Genomic DNA, 18,743 nt, shown 5'->3' on the forward strand with positions numbered 1-18,743 from the left:
ATGATCCACATTAGCAACTTGAGCAAATCATACAAAACCGCCAAAGGCGTCATTCCCGTTTTGCAAAACATCGATCTGTTCATCCCCAAGGGCGACATCTTCGGAATCATCGGCTTTTCCGGGGCGGGCAAATCGACCTTGATCCGTTGCTTGAATCGGCTGGAAGAGCCGGATTCGGGCACCATCGAGATCGGGGGAAAAGTGATTACCGATTTGCCGGAAAAGGAACTGCGGCAGGCGCGGCAAAAAATCGGCATGATTTTTCAGCAATTCAACCTGCTTGACGCGCGCACCGTTTTTCAAAATGTCGCTTTTCCGCTGGAGGTGGCGGGGCATCCGAAGCCGTTCATCCGCGCCCGGGTCCGAGAAATTCTCGACCTGGTGCAGCTTGGCGACAAGGAGAACGTCTATCCGTTTCAGTTGAGCGGCGGGCAAAAGCAGCGCGTCGGCATCGCCCGCGCGCTCGTCAACCAGCCTGATCTGTTGCTCAGCGACGAAGCGACATCCGCTCTCGATCCGCAGACGACTTATTCCATCCTGGAGCTTTTGCGCGAGATCAACCGCCAGCTCAAGCTGACGATCGTGCTCATTACCCACGAGCTGGACGTACTCCAGCATGTGTGCAACAACATGGCGGTAATTGAAAATGGCCGAATCGTCGAAACCGGGACGGTGGAGAAATTTTTCCTCAACCCGGAAAGCGACACGGCGAAGCGCTTCGTCCATATTATCGATCATTACCGGGAGAAGCGGAGCGTAATGGAAGGAGTCGGGGCAGGCATATGAACAACGATCTGATTGACTTGCTCTGGGAAGGGCTATTGGAGACGCTTTACATGGTTTTTTGGTCGTCTTTGTTTGCGCTCGCGATGGGCGTCGTGCTGGGAGTCACGCTAGTTGTTACCGACAAAGGAGGCATTCTCGAAGCGCCAAAGCTGAACAAGGTCATCAGTACCGTAATTAACGGTGTCCGCTCTCTTCCATTGATCATTTTGATCGTCCTGCTGTTGCCTTTGTCGCGCCTGATCGTCGGTACGACGCTTGGGCCAACGGCGGCGATTGTCTCCTTGTCGATCGGTGCCGCTCCTTTTCTCGGACGAATTATCGAAAGCGCGTTGAAAGAAGTGAGCGCCGGGAAGATTGAGGCCGCCAAGGCGGTCGGTGCTACTCCGTTCACGATCATTTTTCGCGTGCTGATTCCCGAGGCGATGCCAGCCCTCGTGCGCGGAATTACGATCGGAATTATCGGGATCACCGAGTTTACGGCTGTAGCAGGGGCGATTGGGGCAGGCGGGCTTGGCAGCCTGGCGATCCGTTTCGGCTATCAGCGCTTTCGCGAGGATGTGCTGATCGCCACGGTCCTGCTCATTATTTTGCTCGTGCAAATCATTCAATGGTCGGGCGATTTGCTCGTCAAATCGATCAACAAGAAGCGGTACAAATTCGAATAAAGCCAGCGTGAGCGAAAAAAATCAGAGATTCATCACTAGAGGAGTGGAACGTATGAGAAAAAAAGGTCTTGGGGTCATTTTTAGTGTACTTGTCGCATTCAGCATGGTAGCAGCAGGGTGCGGCTCAGGTTCCGGTTCCGGCGCATCGGGCAGCCAGTCGTCCAGTTCGGCTCCCGCAGCACCAGCCCAGTCCGGCTCCGGGCAGGCGGCAGAACCAGCCAAAGAAGTCACCTTGAAGGTTGGCGCAGCCCCTGTCCCGCACGCGGAAATTTTGGAGTTCGTGAAGCCAAAGCTGAAAGAGCAGGGCGTGAATTTGGAAGTCGTCGTTCTCGATGACGAGGGACAGCTGAATCCGGCTTTGCAAGACAAGCAGATTGACGCGAACTTTTTCCAGCACGTCCCGTATCTGGATTCGATCAAAACCGAAAAAGGCTATGACTTTGCGGTGACGACAAAAGTTCACGTAGAACCGATCGGATTTTACTCTGACAAGCTCAAATCCAAGGACGAGATTCAGGAAGGGGCGAAAATCGGCATTCCGAACAACCCGTCCAACGAATACCGCGCGTTGATCTTGTTGCAGGAACAAGGCTGGATCAAGCTGAAAGACGGTCTGACAACCTATCAGGCGACGCCAAAGGATATCGCGGAGAATCCGAAAAAACTGGAGTTCATCGAAGCGGAAGCATCCACATTGCCGCGAGTTTTGCCCGACCTCGCTGGCGCGGTGATCAATACAAACGTCGTGCTGGAAGCGAAAATCGATCCGAAGAGCGCTCTGTTCCGGGAAGGGGCGAACTCGCCATACGCCAACGTGATTACGGTTCGCAAAGGCGACGAAAACCGGGACGAGATCAAAAAGCTGGATGCCGTTCTTACTTCACCTGAGGTCAAAAAGTTCATTGAAGACAAATACGGTGTCGCTGTCGTTCCCGCTTTTTAACTGGTCCGGGAGAAGGGAGCAAGTCGACCATGACGGAAAATCAGCGAGCAAAAGCCATTCGCATCCGCGATGCACGAGGCGAGGATCAGGAGCAGATCAAACAGCATTTGCTCGAAGCGTACACGCAGTACGAGCAGCTGCTGTCGGTAGAGCGATGGACGCGCTACAAGCAGGAGATCGAAGAATCCGCGCAAGGACGCCAGACGATTGCTTTTCTTGTTGCAGACTGGGGCGATGAAATCGTCGGCAGCGTCCAGTTGTTCGCTTCGGCGCAGTCGGCGTACAATCGGCCTGAGCTGGAAATTCATACGCCGATCATCCGTTTTCTGGCCGTATCGCCAAAAGCGCGAGGAAACGGAATCGCCGAACGGCTGATCGAGGAAGTCGTCCGGCGCTCCCGCGACCTGGGAGCTGCGACCTTGCACCTGCACACGACAGACATGATGGCAGCGGCCGTCAAGCTGTACGAGCGACTCGGATTCGCTCGTGCGGTCGAGAAAGACTTTTTCAACGGGGAAACACACGTCAAAAGCTATTGGCTGCGGCTGGACGAGGCGAGGGTGGGGTGACGCAGGCAAGCTGAGCAACCAACATAGCGTGTTAGGGAGCGAGTGCTTCGTATCCGGCACCAAATAGCGTGCCAAGGAGTCTTACTCCCAGCCAACACCAAATAGCGCGAAGCTGCGATTATCCCCCATCCCGCACATATGAAAGCCCTGATGAGAGCAAGTCGTCATCAGGGCTGTTTTTTTGCCTGTCCCGTTGCGTGGGTCAGCTGTACTTGCTCAGCACATCGAAAAATTCCTTTAAAAAGTGGTAAAACAGCTTTTCCGAAGGGGGCAGCTCCCGGTTGTTCGGGATGATGATGCCGACGGTTCGCTGGACGAGCGGCTCGCTGATCGGAATTTTGACAGTCTCGCGCGGCACGTTATCCGTCAAGGTCAGCTCAGGCAAAAGCGTGACGCCAAGCCCTGCAGCGACGAGTCCCTTGATCGCGTCAATATCCTCCCCTTCGAAGGCGACTTTGGGAGCGAAGCCCATTTGCGAACAGGCGTTGACCGCGATATTTCGCAAAATAAAACCGGGCGGGAACAGGACGAACGTATCTTCCTGAAGCTGATTCAGTCGCAAATTCGGCTGTTTGGCGAGCGGATGTCTCGCGGGCAGCAGCGCGACGATGTTTTCGGCGAAAAAAATATGGCTGCGCACGTTTTTTTCCTGGGTCGGAACCGGGCCGAGAAAAGCCAGGTCGATCTCGCCGTTGATGACGGAGTCGATCAGCCCCTGATAAGAGCCTTGCTTCAACTGAAAGCCGATATCCGGGTACCTTGCGCGAAAGCCGGAAATGACCGTTGGCAGCGGATTGGCAGCCAGACTGCTCGTAAACCCGACGCGGATCGTCCCGCGCTCCGGATCGAGAAATTCGTCAATTTTTTGCTTGGCCTTTTCGATTTCGCTCACAGCCATTTCCATGTGTTGCAAAAAGATTCTGCCTACGGCTGTCAGCTTGACGTTGCGGCCTTCGCGGATAAACAGGGAGACGCCAAGCTCTTCCTCCAGATTGGCGATCTGCCGGCTCAGCGCAGATTGGGCCACGTGCAAGTTGTGCGAGGCTTCGGTGAAATGCTCGCGTTTGGCTACTTCAATGAAGTATTGAATCTGTCGAAGCTCCATGAAGACCCCCCATTCCCGATCAATCTCGTTTTGAGATTAATATTGAGTAAATTATATATTGTTTGTATCGGTTCACTCAATCTAAAATTGAGTTAACAGAGAGAGCAAGGGAGTGGAGACAAATGACGAGAAATGGAATGCCTGCGAAGCAAGGTTTATACGATCCGATGTTCGAGCACGACGCTTGTGGAATCGGTTTTATTGCCAATTTGAAAGCAAAAGCCACGCATGAGATGGTGCAAAACGGCTTGAAAATTCTTTGCCAGCTGGAGCATCGCGGCGGGCAAGGCAGCGATCCGGAAACGGGTGACGGAGCCGGAATTTTGACGCAAATTCCGCACGCCTTTTTCAAAAAAGCCTGTAAGGAGTTGGGCTTCCAGCTTCCGGCGCAAGGCAAGTACGGTGTAGGCATGCTGTTTATGCCGATGGATGAACAGCTGCGCGAGCAATACGAAGCGAAACTGGCCGCCATTATTGCGGCAGAAGGTCAAAAGCTGCTTGGCTTCCGCACGGTGCCCGTCGATGGGACGAAGATCGGCAAAACGGCCGCAGCCAGCCAGCCTTTTGTCCGCCAGGTGTTTATCGGAGCGAGTGCTGATTTAGCTGACCAGATGGCGTTTGAACGGAAGCTGTACGTCATTCGCAAGCAGATGGAGCAAGCGGCAGGCGAAGGCTTCTACGCAGCGTCCATGTCTTCCCGCACCATCGTCTACAAAGGACTGTTGACTCCAGGACAGCTTGACGCATTTTATCTTGATTTGCAAGAAGATTCGTACACTTCCGCCTTTTCCGTGGTGCACTCGCGATTCAGCACGAACACCTTTCCGACGTGGGAGAGAGCGCACCCGAACCGCTATCTGATCCACAACGGGGAAATCAACACGTTGCAGGGCAATGTGAACTGGATGATGGCCCGCGAAAAAATGTTCGAGTCGGCTCTGTTTGGACGCGATCTGGAAAAAGTGGTTCCCGTCATTGATATGCAAGGAAGCGACTCGGCTATCCTCGACAACTGCGTGGAATTTTTCTCGCTGGCTGGCAGATCGTTGCCGCACGTCGCGATGATGATGATTCCCGAACCGTGGGATCAGGATGAGCAGATGGATGAACATAAAAAAGCTTTTTACGAATACCACAGCTGCTTGATGGAACCGTGGGATGGCCCGACCGCCATTTCCTTTACCGATGGCAGACAAATCGGGGCGATCCTCGACCGGAACGGCTTGCGCCCGGCGAGATACTACGTAACGACAGATGACACGATCATTTTCTCGTCGGAAGTAGGCGTACTCGAAGTACCGGAAGAAAAAATCGTGCAAAAAGGACGCCTCAGCCCTGGCCGCATGCTGCTCGTCGATCTGGAGGAAGGCCGCATCGTCTCGGATGAAGAGATCAAGCGGCAAATCGCCAGCGAACAGCCGTACCGCGACTGGGTAAAAACGCAATTGCAGCCGTTGGAACAACTGCCGGCAGCAGGCACTCCCGACGATCTGGCAGGTCAAGAACTGCTGGCGCGCCAAAAGGCATTTGGCTACACGCAGGAAGAGCTGGACAAAATGCTGGCGCCGATGGTCGCAGAACAAAAAGACCCGATCGGCTCGATGGGCGTCGACACGCCGCTCGCTGTGCTGTCAGACCGTCCGCAGCTGCTGTATCATTACTTTAAACAATCGTTCGCGCAAGTTACGAATCCGCCAATCGATTCGCTGCGCGAGGCTTGTGTCACATCGACCCATACGGTTCTCGGGGCGGAAGGCAATCTGTTGGCACCGACCGCAGCCAATTGCCGCAGAATCCGTTTGACCAATCCGCTTTTGTCCAATCAGCAGCTGGCACAGCTTCGCGCCAATCCGTACCAGGAGTTCAAGGCGAGGACGTTGCCGATTCTTTTCAAGGCAGACGGCGGAGATCGCGCGCTGGAGGAAGCGCTGGAAGGCTTGTTTGCCGAAGCGGACGAGGCAATTGCAGCTGGATACACCTTGTTGATCTTGTCTGACCGCGGCTTGAACGCCGACTGGGCGGCGATTCCGGCTTTGCTTGCTGCAAGCGGCTTGCATCACCATCTGGTACGCCAGGGAACCCGCACGAAAGCCAGCCTGATCGTCGAATCAGGCGAACCGCGCGACGTGCATCAATTCGCCATGCTGATCGGCTACGGCGCGGATGCTGTCAACCCGTACGTTGCGATTGCCTCCGTGCTCGACTTGATCACTGCTGGCAAGCTGAAAGAAGTGACGGCCGAGGAAGCGATTGAGGCTTACTTGCAAACGGCGATCGAAGGCGTCGTCAAGGTCATGTCGAAAATGGGCATTTCCACGATCCAAAGCTATCGCGGCGCGCAAATTTTTGAAGCGGTCGGCATTCATTCCGCTGTCATCGACCGTTACTTTACCCGCACGCCTTCGCAAATCTCGGGCATCTCGCTCGATGTGATCGCCCAGGAGACGCTGCTCCGCCACGCGCAAGCCTTTTCGCCAGAACATTCCGAAGAAAAGCTCGACGCAGGCAGCGACTTCCAATTCCGGCGCGACGGCGAGTATCATCTGTTCAATCCGAAAACCGTGCACGCTTTGCAAAAAGCATGCCGCGAAGGCAGCTACGAGCAGTACAAAATTTACGCCGAAATGGCGGGGGAGCAGCCGTTTTCCGCTTTGCGCCACCTGCTCGATTTCCAATCGGATCGCAAGCCGATTCCGTTGAATGAAGTCGAATCGGTAGACTCGATTGTCCACCGCTTCAAAACGGGCGCGATGTCCTACGGCTCGCTGAGCAAGGAAGCGCACGAGACGCTGGCGATTGCCATGAACCGTCTGGGAGCGAAAAGCAACAGCGGTGAAGGGGGAGAAGACCCGACCCGTTACACGACGGATGAAAACGGAGACTTGCGCCGCAGCGCCATCAAGCAGGTCGCTTCCGGACGATTTGGCGTATCCAGCCACTATTTGGTCAATGCTTCCGAAATCCAGATCAAAATGGCGCAAGGAGCGAAGCCAGGGGAAGGCGGACAGCTTCCAGGCAGCAAGGTGTACCCGTGGATTGCCGAAGTGCGCGGCTCGACGCCAGGTGTCGGACTGATTTCGCCGCCGCCTCACCACGACATTTACTCGATTGAGGATCTCGCGCAACTGATTTTCGACTTGAAAAACGCCAATCCGCGCGCTCGCATCAGCGTGAAGCTCGTGTCCAAGGCAGGCGTTGGAACGATTGCCGCCGGGGTGGCAAAAGGCTTGGCAGACGTCATTGTCATCAGCGGTCACGACGGAGGGACAGGGGCCTCGCCGAAATCGAGCATCAAGCACGCTGGCTTGCCGTGGGAGCTGGGCTTGGCGGAAACGCATCAGACGCTGTTGCTCAACCAGCTGCGAGATCGCGTCGTGCTGGAGACAGACGGCAAGCTCATGACCGGCCGCGACGTCGTCATCGCTGCCTTGCTCGGAGCGGAAGAGTTCGGTTTCGCGACGGCTCCGCTCGTCTCCATCGGTTGCGTCATGGCCCGTGTTTGCCATCTCGATACGTGCCCGGTCGGGGTTGCCACGCAAAACCCCGAGCTGCGCAAACGTTTCAAGGGCGATCCGCAGCACGCCGTCAACTTCATGCGCCTCGTCGCTCGCGAAGTGCGCGAAATCATGGCCCAGCTCGGTTTCCGCTCCATCGAAGCGATGATTGGCCAGAGCCAGATTCTCACCGTAAGCGAAAGAACGAAAGCGCACTGGAAAGCGAAACATATCGACCTGTCCGCACTTTTGTTCCAGCCAGCCGTCTCCGCCGAGGTCGGCAGATACCATCAGCGCAACCAAGATCACAAGCTGGAGGAGACGCTGGATCGCCAAAGCTTGCTCGCATTGTGCAAGCCAGCGCTGGAAAAACAAAAACACATCCAGGCAAGGCTGCCGATCAGCAACACAAACCGCGTCGTCGGGACGATCCTTGGCAGCGAAGTGACGAGAAGATACGGCCTGCACGGCTTGCCGGAAGATACGATTCGCCTGGACTTCTACGGTTCGGCTGGTCAAAGCTTCGGCGCATTCGTTCCGCGCGGCATTACGTTGCAGCTGGAAGGCGATGCGAACGACTACGTCGGCAAAGGGCTGTCTGGCGGAAAAATCGTCGTCGCGCCAGCGAAAAAGAGCCTTTTTGCCCCTGAGCGCAACATGATCATCGGAAACGTCGCCTTCTACGGCGCGACCTCTGGCGAAGCGTACATCAACGGCTTGGCAGGCGAGCGCTTCTGCGTGAGAAACAGTGGTGTCACCGCCGTTGTCGAAGGTGTCGGCGACCATGGCTGCGAGTATATGACCGGAGGACGTGTCGTGGTGCTCGGTCAGGTCGGCAAAAACTTTGCGGCGGGCATGTCGGGCGGAACCGCCTACGTGCTGGCAGAAGACAAAGCGGCTTTTGCGGCAACTTGCAATCAGGAAATGGTTCTTTTGGAAAAGCTGGACGACCAGAGCGAGATTGCCGCTGTCAAAAAACTGCTGGAAAATCACCTTGCTTTCACAGGAAGTCCGCTGGCAAAAGCACTCTTGGATCAATGGCAGCAAACCGTCGCCAAGTTCGTCAAAGTAATTCCAAAGGACTACAAGCAAATCGTCTTGACGATGGAAGAGCTGGAGAAATCCGGCATGAAGCGCCAGGAAGCGATCTTGGCCGCATTCGAAATGAACCAGAAGAAGAGCGAACAAAAAGCAAAAGCACCGAAAAAAAAGGCGCCTGAGCAAGTCGGCGTGTCGGTTGGGCAATAAATGCGCTCCGGCAATAAATAGGAAGGAAAGCGGCAACTCGGGAGACGGGTTGCCGCTTTTTTGCTTTTCGTTTTGGAAAAAAAGAACTGGAACGAGTGCACTTTTAAGGTCTAATGTCCTATGAATGTGGTTTCTATATTTGTCGATTTTTATAGAGTGTGTAAAAATATCCAAAGAAAGGGAATTGATTGATGAAAGCACCACTCTCGATTAAAATCATCCAGGGATTTATGCTCTTGCAAATTTTTGTCCTGGTAAGCCTGTACGTAATCGTGGAACTGGCCGATCCGATGAACCTCAGCCATTGGGCGAGCAAAATCGTCTTTCGAATGGTCGATATGCCACAGGACATGCTGGAGCAAAGCTATGTATTGGGCAGGTTAAAAGGCATGTTGACGTTTCCGTTATTTTTCACGTCTCTGCTCGCGCTTTTTATCAAGCTGCGAATGTTGAAAACGTCAATCGGGTGCATCATTTTGATCATGTTGCTGGATGTAAGTAAAGGAACGTTTTTGGTTGCCATCGTCTATTTGGTTATTTTATTGGTGCTGCTCAACAACAAGCAAGCGAAAGTGTATTTCCAGCAGAAGCGAAAAACCAAGGCGGCCGAAGCTGCATAAATGCGCATAAAAACAGGACATTCTTCCAAGAGCTGCTGGAGGGAATGTCCTGTTTCATTATATATGCGATATCTCTTGCTACACCCTGAGCAAATCCCTCCTCCCTCCCTGGTAGAAAAGGTGGAAAAGCAAAGGCTGAGATCCGGAAAAGAGGGACTTTAGTATCATGGAATATTTTGACATATATGTCGATTTAAAAATGAAGTTACAAAAACATGCATCTGTTAAACATAGTCGTTTGGGAATCGGAGAGAAAGGAGGGAGCATAGCAAATGCAGGCAACAGATGGCGTCATGACCTATCACGATTTGCAAGTCGTCTGGCCGTATGGGCCGATCCGGCTGGACAGCCTGACATTTTTGCATCAGACGGGCACGCATGCGACTTTGCGCCTGACCGGAATCGTCCCGGAAGACAAAGAAGAGGAAATCATCCATCTGGCCAGCAATCACGACGGCATCGGGCTGTACGGGAAACAGGGCGCGGCGAAAAAGCCGATTTTCATGGGCCGCTTGCAGCATGTGGAGATCAAAGTCGTCCGGGATATTCATTACGTGACGATTCAAGCGATTTCCCATACATACGCAATGGATTTGAGTCCGAAAACGCGCTCTTTTCAACAGGTAGACCGCCTGTACCGGGATGTCGTCGAGGAAGCTTTGTCCGTCTATCCGGGCGGGGATTTCATCGACCAAGCTTTTGACGAAAAAAAGCAAGGCAAGTTCATCATGCAGTACGAGGAGACAGACTGGACGTTTGTCAGGCGCATCGCTTCGCATGTGGGAGCCGTCCTCGTCCCGGATGTCAGTGACCACAAGGTGCGTTTCTGGATCGGAATGCCGGAGGGACGCAAGCAAATCAAGCTGGAAGCGGCTCCGTACGAGGTCAACCGGGCGATTGCGCCGTACATGAAAAAAGCGGCGAACGGCGCATCCTCGCTGTCCGAATACCAGTACACGACGTATACCTTCGCTCACGACGAATGGCTGCACATCGGCGATGAAGTGCAGCGTGACGGTCGAACGTTTGTCATCACGAAGGTTACCGCAACGCTGGAGCAGGGACTGTTGAAGTGGACCTATGTGTGCGCTGTGCCTGAATCGGTCAAGCAAACGAAGCTGTACAACTCCGCGATTATCGGCGCAGCCATCGACGGCAAAATCATTCAGGTTGGCCGCAACCAGGTCAAAATTCATCTGAATATGGACCAAAAACAAGACGCAAGCAAAGCCCAATGGTTCCCGTACGCCGCAGAAGGCAACCAGATTTTATACCTCATGCCAGAGCTCGGTTCCAAGGTCAAGCTGTACTTCCCTGGTGCCGAAGAGGACGACGGCATGGTCATGAACTCCGTGCGCCACGCCCCGCAAGGCGAAGCCGTCCAGAAGCAAGCGGAAAAAATGCAGGACCCGGGGGTCAAATCGTTCGGCAACCCCCAAGGCAAAGAGTTTACGCTGGGCGACAAAGAGCTGACGATGACGGCGCAGGAGGGCATGTTGTATATCTCCATGAATAAGGATGCGGGTGTCAGTTTGCATAGTGCGTCGCAGGTGCGGATTCAAGGAAAGGGCGCCGTGAGCCTGAGCGGTGCGGCTGTTCATTTGTCCGGCACAGAAGGATTGACGGTCAAAACGGCAGGAGATGCCCTAGAGTTAATCGAAGAAGCAAATGCGAGCAGTGAAAACATTCAGCTGGAAGCGAGTGCCCGGCATTCTTTTCCGCAACTGTTAAGTGCGTTTGAGCAAGATGTAGCGGCCAACGGGATTCTTGCGGTCATGGCGAAACGAACCTTGGATAACCAGATCGCCGAGGTGGAAGGGAAGTTTGCGGCCTTTGGGGATACGTTGGCTGGTTTGTGGGGCGCGGCGGTAGACGCGGGCGACCTGGTTGTGACAGGTGTTTTGGGAGGCGATGACGCCCAAAGCTTGTATGAGTTTGTGAGCGGCTCCGAAGTCGGTTCGCTGACCGAGAGGAACAATTTGGCCAAAGGAGCGGTGGAAGTCGCCACCAACACAGCCGAATATGTAGAGAACGTGGCTTCAGGCAAAAAATCATGGCAGGACGTAGCCCAAGATGCAGGCGAAGCAGCCGTCTCGATCGGGACAGGATTATACAACGATTACATCGACCCTTTTGTGAAAGACGAGAAGTACAAACAGGATAATTTGCACGGCGGTCTGTGGACCCGCTCGGTCGACGAAAGCTACGCAAAAGGGCAAAACGAATTTAAGAAAGACATGGTCGTAGCGGAAGCCGTACTGACGGTGTATAGCGGTGGAATGGGCACAGCAGCATTAAAAGGCGGCAAATCGGTGGCGAAGCTGGATGTGGACGCGCCGCATGGCAAGCAACCCCATGCAGATATGGATGCGGACGGCGGAAAAGGGAGAGGCGGTCTCTTGCACGGGTCCGGTGTAGATGACCTGCTGGAAGGCGCGCCCCTCAAGGACGGGAAGCTCAAGACGAAGGCCGAGCTATTTGATGGTGTGTTGAAGGATTTGGATTTGATAAAGGAAAAGTTTCAGCTTGGTATGTTGGAACAAGTCCTGGAGAAGGTCGGCATTAAAGCGATGGTCGAACTTATGACGGGGCAAGGCTCAGGAAAGCCAACCAAACACGTAGGTTATCATGATTGGGATAACCAAACGAGTCATGCAGGCCTACCTGACAAGAAAGGAACAGAAGCGAAGCTGGCAACATCTCTTAACCCGGCCTTCTCAAAAAGAAATACAGAACCTCATGCTTCAGGAACACAAGCCGTACAGGCAAACAAACTGCCGGATAAAAATACCCCGAACGAAAATGTGTTGCCAAAGGTAGCAAACGGAGACACATGGTATTCGAATTATTCTTCGGTGAAGAAGAACGATGGTGGTGGTACTAGCAAAGGGAATCTACCAGAGAAGGATAAGCCGAATGCTGGGGGGACTGGTAATGTTGTTACAAGAGCTCAAAAAATCGATTTAGCTACTAGTGTGCTTAGAGACCAACTTGATAAACATATAGATTTTATCAAAAAGGGAGGATTGAGAAAGCCATTAATAGCTCCAAACATTGGTGGGGGCAAGTACGTTCCAAAGGTTGTAACGGCAGCAATTGATATTGAAGTACCGGATATAGTTCACTTTGGTTATAATGGCAGGAGAGAGGGGCAATTTAATCCAAGTGTAAAAGAGTTACATGAGGATCTGGAAAAATTAATTAATAAAATTAAGGAAAGGGCAAAAAATGACCCCAATAATGAATACAGGTCTAAAGAAAGTTATGAAGATTGGGATGTTGAAAACTGCGCAGAAGTACAGGCTGTGAATTTAGCACTTCATAATGGCGCAAAAATGGAAAATATCTTAATACGTACAGTATATGGTAACAGTGGAGAACTTAAAGATCTATGTAATAACTGTAATAAAACATTTGAAAATTTTCTAATCGATTTAATTAACTTGAAGGGGGAATAGCTTCTACATGCTATCAGATAAAGCCTTAGATGTATTGATTCGATCAGGATGGTATGAAGGAAGAAAAATAGATATAAAAGAAACAATTAGTTTTTTAGAAACAAGAGGTTTCACAATATTTTCATGTGTAGAAAAACTGCTAGAAGAGTTCGGGGGAATAGAATATCTTTATACAAAGAAAGACGGAACTATAGAGTCTTTTCACTTTATCCCTGAAACTGCGCTAGGTGACATTCTGGAAAGAGAAGATTTTTCAGAATTCGAATATTGGTTTCAAGAACCACTTGTAATTATTGGAGAGGCATATCGACGTAACATGAATTTGTTTATGTCTGCTAGTGGTATAGTTTATGGGGAGTATGGCGGATATGATCTGTATAAGTTTGGTAACAACATTTACGAAGCCCTAGAAACGCTGTGCATGCCTAAACCTGCCGAAAAAATAAAAAACCCAAGTCTATCATAGGAGTCTGTTAGATTCTGTAAAATATTTTGTGTAGACTTGTTTACAATTCCTACAATACAACAAGCTAAACACTAAACCATTCAAACGCTTGATAAGCTTTCAAAAGCTCTTTCTACTTGAATCATGAGTAGGAATGAGCTTTTTTGGCATGTAGAAAATAAACGATAAAGCAATCAGGCATTATACTTCATGCCAGAACTTAAGCGATACTTCCCAGGGGCAGAAGAGAACGATCGTATGGTCATGAACTCCGTGCGCCACGCCCCGCAAGGCGAAGCTGTCCAGAAGCAAGCGAAAAAAATGCAGGACCCGGGAGTCAAATCGTTCGGCAATCCCCAAGGCAAAGAGTTCACGCTGGGCGACAAAGAGCTGACGATGACGGCGCAGGAGGGCTTGCTGTACATCTCCATGAATCAGGATGCGGGCGTCAGTTTCAATAGTGCGTCGCAGGTGCGGATTCAGGCAAGCGGAGGACTGAGCTTGCATGGGGCTGCGGTTACCTTGACCGCATCGGAAGGTCTGTCCATAAAGACGATCGTAGACCATATGGGACTGCAAGAAGAGATTAGCGCCAGCAGTGAGGAAATCAAGCTGGACGCCACCACGCGCAGAAGCTTTCCCCACCTGTGGAGCGCCTTTGAAGAAAAAGTGCAGTCCATAGGAGTGGACGGGATCATAAAAGAGCGAATCCAGGCAAACATGGACGCGGAAGTGAAAGTGACGAAAGAGTTTTGGTCGGAAAACATGTCGGCATTTTGGGCGGCCACTGTCGATACAGCGGACATCGTTTTTTCCACGTTATCCTTCGGGTATTCCGAGAACGTGTATGAATGGGCCAGTGGGAAAGAGGTAGGCTCATTAACGGAGCGTAATCTCATGGTACAAGGACTCCAGAAAACCGCAGAGGATGCCTTTACGTACGCAGAAAAGGTGATTACGGGGGAAAAGTCAAAACTGGAAGTGGCAGGAGATGCGCTCGATGCAGGGTGGGGGATTCTAAAGGAAGCAGTTGAACCTTTTATAGAAGAAGCGCAGTACTTGATCGAGGATGCCAAAGGTGGCAAGTGGACCCGTTCGATTGAAGAGAGCTACGAAAAAGGACGAAACAGTGCCAAAAAAGACCTGGTTATCTTGGAACTGGTCGGTAGTCGTGGCCTTTTCGGGGCTTACAGGAAAGCAGTCAAGAAAGTAAGGGACCAGGGAGGAAATGATTCGAAGGCAAGCCATACTTCGGACGTATCGGATCACGAGCAAGGCCAACAAAAGGATGGAAACGGTGCGGCACTGCCCCTCCAAGGAGCAAACGACCACCACCGAAACAGCACTGGGCAAAAGGACGGGAAGCTGAAAACCAAAGCCGAAATCCCGCTAGATGAAATCCAAAATTTGCAAGATGTGATTGATTTGCTTATCCTAAAAATGAACAGGAAGCTTGATGGTCGAATTGTAATTGGGCAGACCAGCGCAGACGGGATAGGCGGTGTTGGAGGATACCATGTTTTCTTTGAGGCGGATCAAAGAGGGCGTGGGGGTAGTAAAGATAAGGGAGGGGAGACGAGGAGGACTGAGAGGACGGGTAATGATGCTTATGGGGGGTATTTCAAACGTAAACAGCAGAGAACAGAAGAGTACAATTCCAAAATAGCTGATAAGCAAAAAATTGTTGGAGACGATACGAATGGTTACAGACTCGTAGAACCAACAAAGTGGATGGAACAGATGGGAATGACTCAGATTAAAGAAAAATTAAAAAGAAAATCTTGGTCAGATAATAATGGATTTAATTGGCAGTGGGATTCGCAACATGGTAAGTTGGAAAAATGGAATAAACGAAGGACAGAACATCTAGGAGAGTTTGATCCTGTGACAGGTAAGCAAACTAAAGATGGTGAACCTAAAAGAAGATGGGATGGTTAATTTCATGGAACATGGACAGCGTTTTGTTGAAGAATTTCCTGAGGTTGGAGAATTACTTGAACAGTTATTAGTTAAAAGAGAATTAGACGAATGGTATAAAAAGAAATGTGCTGAAAAACTAGATGTACCAATTGAACTTAATGAGATTGGAAATCTAAAGGAAATTGAGTGTAGGAATATGTTCAGCCCTTCAGCAGATATTTTAATACATCTGCAGGATATATCAGGTAAGGAAGGTTTTCTACTTTCTCAACAAATAAATATAAAAGTTTCAAAATTAATCCCAATTTATATTTTAGATTTTAGTTATTCATTAAGGCATAATTTGATAGAAGGCCCTTTGGAAATAGTTGGTACAGCGGAATCTTTAGAAATGATACAAGGAATTAATCAAATCAATAGGATCATGACTTTAAAAGGGTATTCTGAGATTAGCCATCTTTATGATTTCTATGATACAGTTTATGAGTGGGATGTCCTACCTAGTATTAAACCTTTCAATAGGAGATTAACTTTAGGAGATGCTTTATTTACGGATGTGTTGGAACTATGTTAGCTCTGAGAGCCGATCATCTCGATCTGTCAAAAATTTAGTGTAAACCCTATGTAGGTAATAGTAATCCTATATTCCCCCACATGGCTTTTTCGTTCTTTATATGAATGCGGCGGTTGACATAGCCCCCGGCCAGTGCCGAATGAACTCATCATTCAACCAATCAGATACCTAACCCACGTAATAACCGTATAGGGATTTCTTCATTTTGGTTGTACCGACATGAAACTTGAATTTTAACGTAATAGTATTACAGCGAACAGGTCGATTATGGTCAGATACCACCATGATTGACCTGTTTTTATATGCAGATGATTTTGTACCTCATGCCCGAGCTGGCTCAAAGGTAAAGCTGTACTTTCCAAGCGCCGATGAAGATGACGGCATGGTCATGAACTCCGTGCGGACCGTATGTCAGGCGTTTCCAACGATATTAAGTGCGTTTGAAAAGGACGTTCAGGAAAACGGTTTGGCTACCGTCATGTTGCGCAGAACTGTCAACAACCAATTAGCTGAGGCGAAAGGGAAGTTAGATGCTCTCGGAGATACCTTGTTAGGCTTGTGGAATGTGGTAGTAGATGCCGGAGATATTGCGTCGACTGCGTTACCAACATCGTATCTGGTAGACGCCATTTACGAAGGGGTGACTGGAGAAGAGCGACCTTCTCTCCTCGAACGAAATGATCTCGCGAGAGGAGCTGTAGAAACCGCTACGAATGCAGTCAATTACGTGGGAGATACGGTAACGGGCAATAAATCGTGGGAACAAATCAAATCCGATGCAAAGTCGGTTGGACAAGGGCTATACGATGACTATATCGACCCATTCGTGAAAGACGCCCAATACGATCAGGATAACTTGCTTAAAGGCGGTCTGTGGACCAGATCAGAAGAACAAAGCTATGCGAAGGGCCAGAATGAGTTTAAGAAAGACATGGTGGTTGCAGAGGTAGCGGTAAGTGCTTTTAGTGCTGGTACAGGTACAGCAGCCATGCGGACAGTGAAACTGGCGAATAAGCTGGATGGGCCAGGTGGTCCAAAGGGGCTGGGTGGTGGCAGAAGAAAAGGAATAGGTGGGCTATTGCTTGGCACTGTCGATGATATGATGGATGGTGGAGCCTCGATTTTTGATGGGAAGATGAAGACAAGCGCTAAGACACCGGGTGATAAACAGGCAGAGATTCAAGCAGTAGTTGAAAAGTTTCAGCTGAAAATGAAAGAACAGTCGAATAAAGAGGTTGATAATAGACTGGATGGCGGGAAGGGTCATACTGGTTCTCGTGCCCCAGAAATCCAAAAGGAACACGCTGCAAAATCTCTCGATATCCCTAATAAAAATGTATTACCAAAGGTAGTGAACGGGGATTCTGGACATTCGAATTATTCTCCGTCGATGAATAGCAAGGTTAATGGCGGTAACAAAAATAGTTCTCAAGGAAGTAATAAGCCGGATACTGAGGCGAGGACGGGGCATGTTCAACATGCTGAAAAACCTCGTGATATTCCTGATAAGAAGGATTTACCAAAGGTAGTGAACGGCGATTTTGGGAATTCGAATCAGTCTATACCTCCTAAGGGTAAGCCTGATACTACTAAGAAAAATGATCCTCAAGGAGATAAGAAGCCGGATACTGAGGGGACGGGTAATCTTAAGTATAAAGAAGGTTACTATGTTGAACATTTAACCGGAGAAGTTACAAAATGTACGGACTGGAAAGGTGTCAGCGGTGGGCATAATTATGAGGAATTTAAGAAATTCTTTGACACAAATGGGAAATATGGATATGAAGAAATAGGAAGAAAAGAACATCCGGATATCCCGGGAATATATGATATTGAATATAGATTAAAGGTTGAAGTAAAGAACTACCAAGGAAAAGGAACAGGGGAGTATAAAGTTATACCAAAAGAAGATAAGCCACCTCATAAGAAAACCATATATGACCCTACTGTAATCTCTAATGACGATATTGTTCGATTAGGAAAAGAGGCAATGGAAGAAGGTATAAAATCGCAAAGAGTCAATCAATTAAAAAGCCAAGCAAATAAGCAAATAATCCGAGGAGTTTCAAGTAATGGATTGAAGTTTGAAGGGATAAAAAATATTGATACTGGAGAAATCGAGAACTTTTATCCGGTATTGAAATTTGGAGAAAATTAAGGAGATAACATGATGAACACTGTTTACGACGATAAAAATAAGTTGATTCTCATGTATGAAGAAAAAGGACTTGAAAAAGGCTCAGTCATTGATGTTCTTGGTGATTTTGTGTTGGAACATGATATTGTTAAGGTATTAGAGGGTTTTTTAAACGAGTATATTGAGAGACGAGATTATATGGGAGTAATCTATTCAGATGAATACGATGTTGGGGATGAAGGTTATTTTGGCGAGAATAGGGTTTTGTTTTATTATGGAGTAGATGATAATTATGATATTGTCAGTTATAAAGAATTATATGATTATTTGCAGGTAGCGTGTAATTTCTATATTGAAAAGAACTCAGATAAAAAAGATGAGATAAACGAATATTTATTAAGAATTAAATCTAAATATGGTATTGAAGAATAGTGGTTGGGTATGGCGATTAGTGGAGGGCTGCACGATATTGTGTAAACTAATTTACAACTCCAACAACAAGATCGTACAATACAACCAACAAACCAAACACTAAATAATTCAAACACTTGATAAACTTTCAAAGCTCTTTCCAACTTGTTTTATGAGTAGGAATGAGCTTTTTTGTCATCCAGGAGCATATATGGAGCAGGTAGGAGTGGGATGTAGCGGCAAGCGAGACTTTCGCGGTCATGGCGAAACGCACCTTGGATAACCAGATCGCAGAGGTGGAAGGGAAATTTGCTGCTTTTGGGGATACGCTGGCTGGTTTGTGGGGCGCGGCGGTAGACGCGGGCGAC

General features: G+C 49.6%; 13 protein-coding genes. 12 read left to right on the forward strand and 1 reads right to left on the reverse strand.

Annotated elements, in window-relative coordinates; translation table 11 throughout:
* From EDM60_RS19600 to EDM60_RS19615, 4 genes are read left to right on the forward strand one after another with little or no spacing between them, the layout of a single operon-like run.
* Positions 1-786, forward strand: coding sequence for a methionine ABC transporter ATP-binding protein (locus EDM60_RS19600; RefSeq protein ID WP_122965451.1), 786 nt, complete (start codon positions 1-3; stop codon positions 784-786).
* The gene (locus EDM60_RS19605; RefSeq protein WP_122965452.1) at positions 783-1,451 is read left to right on the forward strand and encodes a methionine ABC transporter permease; all 669 of its coding nucleotides are present in this window, start codon (positions 783-785) and stop codon (positions 1,449-1,451) included. Before EDM60_RS19600 ends, EDM60_RS19605 begins: the two co-directional genes overlap by 4 nt.
* Positions 1,452-1,503: 52 nt before the next feature.
* The gene (locus tag EDM60_RS19610; protein WP_122965453.1) at positions 1,504-2,394 is read left to right on the forward strand and encodes a MetQ/NlpA family ABC transporter substrate-binding protein; all 891 of its coding nucleotides are present in this window, start codon (positions 1,504-1,506) and stop codon (positions 2,392-2,394) included.
* 29 nt (positions 2,395-2,423) lie between these two features.
* Positions 2,424-2,963, forward strand: coding sequence for a GNAT family N-acetyltransferase (locus EDM60_RS19615; RefSeq protein WP_122965454.1), 540 nt, complete (start codon positions 2,424-2,426; stop codon positions 2,961-2,963).
* A 202-nt stretch (positions 2,964-3,165) separates the two neighbouring features.
* Here the strand turns inward: EDM60_RS19615 and gltC are convergent, their stop codons facing one another.
* A complete protein-coding gene (gene gltC, locus EDM60_RS19620; RefSeq protein WP_122965455.1) occupies positions 3,166-4,068 on the reverse strand; it encodes a glutamate biosynthesis transcriptional regulator GltC in 903 nt (300 codons plus the stop codon).
* A gap of 122 nt (positions 4,069-4,190) precedes the next feature.
* Here gltC and gltB point away from each other — a divergent pair, with 122 nt between their 5' ends.
* The 8 genes from gltB (at position 4,191) to cdiI (ending at position 18,396) form a co-directional block, all read left to right on the forward strand.
* A complete protein-coding gene (gene gltB, locus EDM60_RS19625) occupies positions 4,191-8,810 on the forward strand; it encodes a glutamate synthase large subunit (RefSeq protein WP_122965456.1) in 4,620 nt (1,539 codons plus the stop codon).
* A gap of 191 nt (positions 8,811-9,001) precedes the next feature.
* Positions 9,002-9,430 carry a hypothetical protein gene (locus EDM60_RS19630; RefSeq protein WP_122965457.1) on the forward strand — a complete coding sequence of 143 codons (429 nt, stop codon included), beginning with the start codon at positions 9,002-9,004 and terminating at the stop codon, positions 9,428-9,430.
* 359 nt (positions 9,431-9,789) lie between these two features.
* Positions 9,790-12,888, forward strand: a complete 3,099-nt coding sequence (locus EDM60_RS19635; RefSeq protein ID WP_244226808.1) for a late control protein — start codon at positions 9,790-9,792, stop codon at positions 12,886-12,888.
* A gap of 7 nt (positions 12,889-12,895) precedes the next feature.
* On the forward strand, positions 12,896-13,354 hold the full coding sequence (locus EDM60_RS19640; protein ID WP_122965459.1) for an SUKH-3 domain-containing protein: 459 nt from the start codon (positions 12,896-12,898) through the stop codon (positions 13,352-13,354).
* 237 nt (positions 13,355-13,591) lie between these two features.
* A complete protein-coding gene (locus EDM60_RS29225; protein WP_233454216.1) occupies positions 13,592-15,271 on the forward strand; it encodes a colicin E3/pyocin S6 family cytotoxin in 1,680 nt (559 codons plus the stop codon).
* Between the two features lie 4 nt (positions 15,272-15,275).
* Entirely contained in the window at positions 15,276-15,827 is a 552-nt protein-coding gene (locus tag EDM60_RS19650) for a hypothetical protein (RefSeq protein WP_167470343.1), read from the forward strand.
* 283 nt (positions 15,828-16,110) lie between these two features.
* The gene (locus EDM60_RS28955; protein ID WP_174769228.1) at positions 16,111-17,985 is read left to right on the forward strand and encodes a CdiA family toxin C-terminal domain-containing protein; all 1,875 of its coding nucleotides are present in this window, start codon (positions 16,111-16,113) and stop codon (positions 17,983-17,985) included.
* A 12-nt stretch (positions 17,986-17,997) separates the two neighbouring features.
* Complete coding sequence (gene cdiI, locus EDM60_RS19660; RefSeq protein ID WP_122965460.1) at positions 17,998-18,396, forward strand: ribonuclease toxin immunity protein CdiI; 399 nt, start codon at positions 17,998-18,000, stop codon at positions 18,394-18,396.
* Positions 18,397-18,743 lie beyond the last annotated feature (347 nt).

Source organism: Brevibacillus parabrevis (assembly GCF_003710905.1).
GTDB classification, from domain to species: domain Bacteria; phylum Bacillota; class Bacilli; order Brevibacillales; family Brevibacillaceae; genus Brevibacillus; species Brevibacillus parabrevis.